We start from the raw sequence: 7243 nt of genomic DNA, 5'->3' as shown, positions 1-7243 counted from the left end.
GCCAATATCGGCACCGCGCGACCAAGCCTTGCGGATGCGCGCGTTAAGAACGGGGGCTTCGACCGCAGGGTTCGTGCCGATCAACATGATCGACTGCGCGGTATCGATGTCTTCGATTGCGGCCGTGCCGACATAGCCAGACCGGTTACCGGCTGGCAGTTTCGCACCGTCAGTGCGGCACTCGACAACGCCGCCCTGCCCTGTGATCAACTGCTTCAATGCAAACGCGGCTTCGACCGGGACCAGATCACCGATCAGACCAGCGACGTTCTTGCCCTTCATCGCCGTTGCGACAGCGGCCAATGCTTCTGGCCATTCGGCTTTGCGCAACTTGCCGTTCTCGCGAATATAGGGTGTGTCCAGACGCTGGCGACGCAGACCATCCCAGACAAAACGCGTTTTATCGGAAATCCATTCCTCGTTCACACCATCATGATTGCGCGGCAACATGCGCATCACTTCGCGGCCTTTGGTATCGACACGAATGTTCGACCCAAGCGCATCCATCACGTCGATGGATTCGGTCTTGGACAATTCCCACGGGCGGGCAGTAAAGGCATAGGGCTTTGAGACCAGCGCGCCAACGGGGCACAGATCAATGATATTGCCCTGAAGGTTCGAATCAAGTGTCTGGCCAAGATAGGCTGTAATCTCGGCATCTTCACCACGGCCTGTCTGGCCCATCTGGTGAATGCCCGCGACTTCGGTGGTAAAACGCACGCAACGTGTACATGAAATGCAGCGCGTCATGTGGGTTTCAACGAGCGGTCCCAGATCAAGATCTTCGGTCGCGCGCTTGGGTTCACGGTAGCGGCTGAAATCAACGCCGTAAGCCATGGCCTGATCTTGCAAATCACACTCGCCACCCTGATCGCAGATCGGGCAATCCAGCGGGTGGTTGATCAGCAGAAACTCCATCACGCCTTCGCGGGCCTTTTTGACCATGGGCGAATTTGTTTTCACGACCGGCGGCTGACCTTCGGGGCCGGGGCGCAAATCGCGGACCTGCATCGCGCAGCTTGCCGCTGGCTTGGGCGGACCGCCTACGACCTCCACAAGACACATCCGACAGTTGCCGGCAATCGACAGACGCTCGTGGTAGCAAAAGCGCGGGATTTCCACCCCCGCTTCCTCGCAGGCCTGAATAAGCGTCATCGCCCCTTCGACTTCGACTTCTTTACCGTCAATGATGATCTTGCGGATATCGCTCATATGCTTATTTCGCTCTCAGTAACGAACCGATACGGCTCGATTTTTGGATTTCTGCACGGCCTAACGCACAATAGCTTTGTGGATCAGAAGTATCGACCCCATTTGCCTTTAAATATGCGGCCCCGCGGGACTTCATGCGTGCTTTTTCAGCATCGCTTTTCCGATAGGCATCAATTTCGTCATCTGAATAGCCCAAAGATTTTGCCGTTTTCTGAATATCGTTCAGATATCCAAGCGCACGGAACATCCGCGCCGAAATATCAGGGCATTCGTTGCGAATCCGGTCTGCCAGCCCCAAATACAGCAGCGCGTCATCCACGGCAGCCACATCACGCAGCGGTGGTTTGGCGGCGACGGGTGTGGCCAACATGCTCAAACTTATCAAGGCGATCATTACCTTACGCATCATACTCTCCTCATGCAGGGGGCGGAGTGCCCCGTCCACACATGGGAACTGATAGGGTTGTTATGCAATAACATCCGGAAATCAGCCATTTGCCCTTGGTATGTCGCGCAATCCGTCACGAAGGGCAAGACCCCTGAAACGTCAAACTGTTGTCAACTAGACGTAAATTCTCGGGCGGGGTGTCGGGGCCAACGACCCAGTCGATATCGGAACTGCCGTAGTTGCTCACACAATAGACTGTCGCCTCATAGCGCGCGGCCTCACGGGCACCATCAATTGATTGCGCGGCATTCTTGACCCGCAGCGTGAAAACATCGCGCTGCCCGTCAACCTTGCTGATCTTGGTACTGAAATACTTGCCATCAAACGCGACCCGGTCTTCACGCGACGTACATGCTGACAGCATCGCAGCCGCCGCACACCATAGGATAATTTGCTTCATCTTCTTACTCCGCAGATTTGGGCCGGCATCCGTCACGTTGCTTGTCTCAAATACGCCCAACCAAACGCATGATCACTGTCGCCCTTTTCGCGCAAATGGTCCAGCCGCGCCAGCCCTTCTTGTAATGTCGGGCGGTGATCCCTTGGCACCCACCACATCACGAAATGTTTGTCCGTCTTATGCTCGAACCACTCATCACGACGCTCATAGAATTTATGGTGCAGCGTATTCCAAACAAATTTCTCAAGGGTTTCCGCTGTCTCCCAGACGGTCAGATTCGACACATACTGCGGATCGCCGTCGATCTTGAAGTCGGTGTTGCCTGTCCCAGGCTCCCCCGATCCTTCCATCATCCAGACAAAACCGGGCATCCGTTTGCCAAGGCCGTTGATCCGGTCAAGGTTCTCCATGAACTCGGCTACCTTCGGATCATCCGTCGGGGCCAAAAGCCGCCCGACGTTCAGTTCTGCCAGATGCATGTCTTTCATCATCGCCTCCGATCCCGAAGCGGAGCAACGCCATCAAGCGCTTTGCGCAAGAAGGCGATTGTCAGGTTTCCACCGATATATATCAGGCCAACAAGGGCCACATAGCCCCAAACCGGAACAATCTTGGCTGCGATCGCCAGATGCGTGGACCAAACCGGCACGGCGAAGATGGCAAAGGACAAGACTGCTGCCCCAAAGCTTAGGATACCATCCCAAAAGTTTCGCAAAAACCCCATCAGCGCCTTTACCTTTTGTCAAAGCGGGACATCAACACGCCCCGCCTGAGCACTTTAGAATGCTGCGGCAAGCGCCAAAATCGCCAACGCGAGCAGACAGATCAAACCAACGAGGAAAAATGCACTGCGCATGGGCTGGTTTGTGGTACGGATATGGACAAAGGCCATTGCCAGCCGTGCCACGACAAACACCGACGCAAACAGGTTCACCCAAAACGGTGACGCCCCAAGCAGAACAGCCGCCACAGCCATGGATATAAACGGGCCCGAGGTTTCGACCGCATTCATAAAGGCGCGTTCGCTGCGATAAACCGGGTCATCATAATTGCGCTTGGGCTTGCCGCAATCGCAACGGTTTTCGGCACTGCGCCCACGGGTCGACAACGCGCCCAGAACGCTGACCATTACACCCCAAAGTGCAAGCGAGGCGAGCGCGTGGCTGTAAGCTGCAAAAATCTCCATGCCTATTCCGCCGCAACGGCACTGACGCGGCCTGTGCGTTTGTGTTTGATCCGGTCTTCGATTTCATCACGGAAGTGACGGATCAGACCCTGGATCGGCCAAGCGGCCGCATCCCCAAGGGCACAGATCGTATGGCCTTCGACCTGCTTGGTGACGTCCAGCAACATGTCGATCTCTTCGGGGTTGGCGTCGCCGGTAACCAGACGGTCCATCACACGCATCATCCAGCCGGTGCCTTCGCGGCATGGCGTGCACTGGCCACAGGATTCATGCTTGTAGAATTTGGCCAAGCGCCAGATCGCCTTGATCACATCTGTCGAATTATCCATAACGATCACGGCTGCCGTGCCCAGACCCGACCGCTGCTCGCGCAGGTAATCGAAATCCATAATCGCGTCCTTCATCTGCGCGCCGGGGATCATTGGCACCGACGACCCGCCCGGGATCACGGCCTTGAGGTTGCTCCACCCGCCGCGAATACCGCCGCAATGGGTTTCGATCAGTTCCTCGAACGAAATGCTCATCGCCTCTTCGACAACGCAAGGGTTGTTTACGTGACCCGAGATCGCAAACAGCTTGGTGCCCGCATTGTTCGGGCGGCCAAAGCTCGAGAACCACTCAGGCCCGCGGCGCAGGATTGTGGGTACAACGGCGATCGATTCCACATTGTTCACCGTGGTCGGGCACCCATAAAGACCCGCACCCGCAGGGAACGGCGGCTTCATCCGCGGCATGCCTTTTTTGCCCTCAAGACTTTCAAGCAATGCGGTTTCTTCGCCGCAGATATAGGCCCCTGCCCCGTGGTGCAGATAGATGTCGAAATCATAGCCGGACTTGCAGGCGTTCTTGCCCACCAGCCCCGCATCATAAGCCTCGTCGATGGCGGCCTGAAGTGCTTCTTTTTCGCGGATGTATTCGCCGCGGATATAGATGTAGCACGCATTCGCCTGCATGGCGAAACTGGCGATCAAGCACCCCTCGACCAGCGTGTGCGGGTCGTGGCGCATGATTTCGCGGTCCTTACAGGTACCCGGTTCGGATTCGTCCGCGTTCACCACCAGATAGCTGGGACGGCCGTCGCTTTCCTTGGGCATAAAGGACCATTTCAGACCCGTCGGGAAACCCGCCCCACCACGACCACGCAGGCCGGACGCCTTCATCTGGTCGATGATCCAGTCACGCCCGTTCTTCAAAATACCGGCTGTGCCGTCCCAATGGCCACGCGCCTGCGCGCCCTTAAGCGTGCGGTCGTGCATACCGTAGATATTGGTAAAGATGCGGTCTTGGTCCTGAAGCATGAAGCTAACCTTTATGTGTCACGGCTGGCCGCGCGGGCCCGCCTCATCTGATAAATATTCACCATCGCCCAGATCAGGGCCGCCAATGCTGCGAAGTCAAACAGCAAAGCATAGCGCCCGGGCAGGCCAAACTGCGGTGCCATCCATTGCACTGCAATCCACAACAACATGGTGCCTGCAATGACCAACGCCACCATTCGCCCCTTGCGGGCAAGTGCTTTGTTTTCTTCTTCGGTCATCACTCGGTTACCATCCAGGCCTTTGGTTTATTTCTTGTTGCGCGACGAAAATTCGGTTTCGCCACCCTCGGCCAGAATTCTGGCCTGATCCATCCAATTGTCGCGCACGATGCGCCCCTTAAAGCGCACCCTCGCATCAACCCAAGCAATTTCCGCAGGGCCCCATTTGGCGATCTGATCAAAATGGTAAAAGCCAAGCTCGTTAAGCGTTTCTTCCAACTTTGGCCCGACACCACTGATCAACTTAAGATTATCCGCACCGCCTGTTCGTGCCGCTGTCAGAATTTCGGGCTGGCTTTCCGCGACATCGCCATCGTCATCATCGGGAAGCGTTGCAAATGCGGCGGGTACAGCCGCTTGATCGACCGGTTTCGCAGTGGCGGACTGCGGCGCAGTCGATTTGGGTGCCTCGTATTTGTAGACCCCCTTGCGTTCCGCAAGTTCTTTCTCGCCTTTCAGTTCTTTGCTCGGCTTGATCCCTGAGAACGCTACTTTTGCAGGCGCTTTGGAAGGTGCCGCAACCGGTGCTGCATCAGATTTGGGCGCTGCTGCTGGTGTAGCGTCTTCGACGGGCGTGGCGGAAACGCCAGTATCTGCCGGTGCCGCTGCTGGCGGTGTGCTAACAACGGCGTCGGGTTTGTTACAAAACAGGTAAGATAAAACGACGATCGCAACCGCGCCAAGCATCACAGCAAAGACCGCGGACATCAGAAATCCATAGCCAATAATCAGCCAAAGCAGCACCAACACAGCGAGCCCAAAACCGGCACCGCCAAACATGCAGCCCCGCGTACATTGTTCTTTTTGCGTCAAATTACTCATGTCTATCCCTTACCCTGCCAGTTCAATGATCCCCTATTTTTTATAGATATCATCTTTTTTGGCGCGAGACGAGAATTCTGTTTCTTCTCCAGAAGCGAGCTTCTTGGCTTGCTCTACCCAAGCGTCGCGGGTCGCGCGCCCCTTAAAGCCCTCAAGGTTCTGGTCTACCCAGGCAAGTTCATCACTTGTCCAGGCTGCGACCTGATCAAAATGATAGAAACCCAAGCTGTTAACCACTTTCTCAAGCTTCGGTCCAACGCCTTTGATCATCTTCAGATCATCAGCACCTTCGCTGCGCGGCGCGTCCAGCGTCGCTGGCTTTGTACCCGCAGTTTCGGCGTTCTTTTCAGCGGATGCGGCCACAGTCGTGGTCTTGGTCGACGATTTCGGCTTGGGAGCCACGCTGCCAGGGGCCGGTTTTGCAACGGCATCTACCCCCTCTGCGGCACCGGGGGCCTCGGAACGTTTATCCGAACTGTCGCCTACGTCACGGGGGGCAGCAGCCTCGGCGGAAGTGCGTCCACCTTGGGCACCGTCTGGCCCTGCGGGAGGCATCTGATCGTCACGCTTCGCGGCGGCAGCGGATTGGGCTTTGCCCTGCCAAGGGGCCGTCAGCGGCACTTCGGTCCCATCGATCCGCTTGATGCTGTCGCCGATATCAACAGCCAATTGTGCGCTGGCGTTGTATTGCGTCTTTCCGCTGTCATGCTGCTTGAGGCTGGTCAAACCCGACAACGGTTCAGAGGCATAGCGGCCGTTCTGGGGACCCGGCACCGGCACCTTGCCAGCCGCCATGTCGTCGATCATCGCCGCAAAACCTTCGGTGGTCAGGTCCTCGTAATAGTCCTTGCCGATCTGGGCCATTGGCGCGTTCGAACACGCCCCCAGACATTCGACTTCTTCCCAAGAAAATTTGCCGTCGTCACTGATCTGGTGCGCTTTGGCGGCGATCTTTTCCTTGCAGACGGCGATCAGATCCTCGGCACCGCAAATCATGCAAGACGTGGTGCCGCAAACCTGAATATGCGCCACGCTACCAACCGGCTGTAGTTGGAACATAAAATAAAACGTCGCGACCTCTAGCCCGCGGATATAAGCAAGTCCCAGCATTTCCGAGACATGTTCAATCGCCGGGCGGCTCAACCAGCCCTCTTGTTCCTGCGCACGCCATAACAGCGGAATGATGGCGCTGGCCTGACGGCCTTCGGGATATTTGGTGATCTGCGCTTCGGCCCATGCCTGATTGGCGGGTGTGAAGGCGAAGCTAGTCGGTTGGTCGGGGTGAAGACGGCGCAGCATCAGATCAGGCTTTCGTTCTTGCGGAAACGACAGGCGCCTCCGGCGGGAGTTTATTTGGCAAAATGAAGAAGGCTGACCGGCTCAACGGTCGACCTCTCCAAAGACGATATCCATGGTGCCAATGATGGCCGCGACGTCGGCCAGCTGGTGACCTTTTGCCATGTAATCCATCGCTTGCAGATGCAGATAACCCGGCGCGCGGATTTTCGCGCGGTAAGGTTTGTTTGACCCGTCCGCCACAAGGTAGACGCCGAATTCGCCTTTGGGAGCTTCGACGGCGCAGTAAACTTCGCCAGCGGGGACGTGGAACCCTTCGGTGTAAAGCTTGAAGTGGTGGAT

Annotated in this window: 10 protein-coding genes and 1 pseudogene; all 11 read right to left on the bottom strand. The window is 56.7% G+C overall.

The window, feature by feature from the left end:
- The coding region (nuoG, locus tag ABYT07_RS17505) for an NADH-quinone oxidoreductase subunit NuoG (protein ID WP_372993313.1) at positions 1-1212 on the bottom strand (1212 nt) is incomplete at its 3' end.
- Positions 1213-1216: 4 nt separating this feature from the next.
- The gene (locus ABYT07_RS17500) at positions 1217-1618 is read right to left on the bottom strand and encodes a DUF5333 domain-containing protein (RefSeq protein WP_372993312.1); all 402 of its coding nucleotides are present in this window, start codon (positions 1616-1618) and stop codon (positions 1217-1219) included.
- Between the two features lie 115 nt (positions 1619-1733).
- The gene (locus tag ABYT07_RS17495; protein ID WP_372993311.1) at positions 1734-2060 is read right to left on the bottom strand and encodes a hypothetical protein; all 327 of its coding nucleotides are present in this window, start codon (positions 2058-2060) and stop codon (positions 1734-1736) included.
- Positions 2061-2092: 32 nt separating this feature from the next.
- The gene (locus ABYT07_RS17490; protein ID WP_372993314.1) at positions 2093-2548 is read right to left on the bottom strand and encodes a DUF3291 domain-containing protein; all 456 of its coding nucleotides are present in this window, start codon (positions 2546-2548) and stop codon (positions 2093-2095) included.
- Positions 2548-2784, bottom strand: coding sequence for a hypothetical protein (locus tag ABYT07_RS17485; RefSeq protein ID WP_372993310.1), 237 nt, complete (start codon positions 2782-2784; stop codon positions 2548-2550). The genes ABYT07_RS17490 and ABYT07_RS17485 overlap by 1 nt, the downstream gene beginning before the upstream one ends.
- Positions 2785-2838: 54 nt before the next feature.
- Entirely contained in the window at positions 2839-3246 is a 408-nt protein-coding gene (locus ABYT07_RS17480) for an MAPEG family protein (RefSeq protein WP_372993309.1), read from the bottom strand.
- Between the two features lie 2 nt (positions 3247-3248).
- Entirely contained in the window at positions 3249-4544 is a 1296-nt protein-coding gene (gene nuoF, locus ABYT07_RS17475; RefSeq protein ID WP_008226057.1) for an NADH-quinone oxidoreductase subunit NuoF, read from the bottom strand.
- Positions 4545-4555: 11 nt separating this feature from the next.
- Positions 4556-4783, bottom strand: a complete 228-nt coding sequence (locus tag ABYT07_RS17470) for a DUF5337 domain-containing protein (protein WP_372993308.1) — start codon at positions 4781-4783, stop codon at positions 4556-4558.
- Positions 4784-4810: 27 nt separating this feature from the next.
- Positions 4811-5605, bottom strand: a complete 795-nt coding sequence (locus tag ABYT07_RS17465) for an endonuclease (protein WP_372993307.1) — start codon at positions 5603-5605, stop codon at positions 4811-4813.
- Positions 5606-5638: 33 nt separating this feature from the next.
- A complete protein-coding gene (locus tag ABYT07_RS17460) occupies positions 5639-6904 on the bottom strand; it encodes an NADH-quinone oxidoreductase subunit E (protein ID WP_372993306.1) in 1266 nt (421 codons plus the stop codon).
- Between the two features lie 81 nt (positions 6905-6985).
- Positions 6986-7243, bottom strand: a pseudogene (locus ABYT07_RS17455) (NADH-quinone oxidoreductase subunit D); the annotation flags it as partial.

Source organism: Sulfitobacter sp., from assembly GCF_041552635.1.
Classification (GTDB): Bacteria; Pseudomonadota; Alphaproteobacteria; order Rhodobacterales; family Rhodobacteraceae; genus Sulfitobacter.
Note: the sequence above shows the minus strand (reverse complement) of the source record. Positions and strands in the feature narration are given on the sequence as shown.

What these genes read in the sequence shown, in the direction of transcription:
- ABYT07_RS17500 (WP_372993312.1), bottom strand. Translation starts at nt 1,618, where the DNA reads ATGCGTAAGGTAATGATCGCCTTGATAAGTTTGAGCATGTTGGCCACA.
- ABYT07_RS17495 (WP_372993311.1), bottom strand. Translation starts at nt 2,060, where the DNA reads ATGAAGCAAATTATCCTATGGTGTGCGGCGGCTGCGATGCTGTCAGCA.
- ABYT07_RS17490 (WP_372993314.1), bottom strand. Translation starts at nt 2,548, where the DNA reads ATGAAAGACATGCATCTGGCAGAACTGAACGTCGGGCGGCTTTTGGCC.
- ABYT07_RS17485 (WP_372993310.1), bottom strand. Translation starts at nt 2,784, where the DNA reads ATGGGGTTTTTGCGAAACTTTTGGGATGGTATCCTAAGCTTTGGGGCA.
- ABYT07_RS17480 (WP_372993309.1), bottom strand. Translation starts at nt 3,246, where the DNA reads ATGGAGATTTTTGCAGCTTACAGCCACGCGCTCGCCTCGCTTGCACTT.
- nuoF (WP_008226057.1), bottom strand. Translation starts at nt 4,544, where the DNA reads ATGCTTCAGGACCAAGACCGCATCTTTACCAATATCTACGGTATGCAC.
- ABYT07_RS17470 (WP_372993308.1), bottom strand. Translation starts at nt 4,783, where the DNA reads ATGACCGAAGAAGAAAACAAAGCACTTGCCCGCAAGGGGCGAATGGTG.
- ABYT07_RS17465 (WP_372993307.1), bottom strand. Translation starts at nt 5,605, where the DNA reads ATGAGTAATTTGACGCAAAAAGAACAATGTACGCGGGGCTGCATGTTT.
- ABYT07_RS17460 (WP_372993306.1), bottom strand. Translation starts at nt 6,904, where the DNA reads ATGCTGCGCCGTCTTCACCCCGACCAACCGACTAGCTTCGCCTTCACA.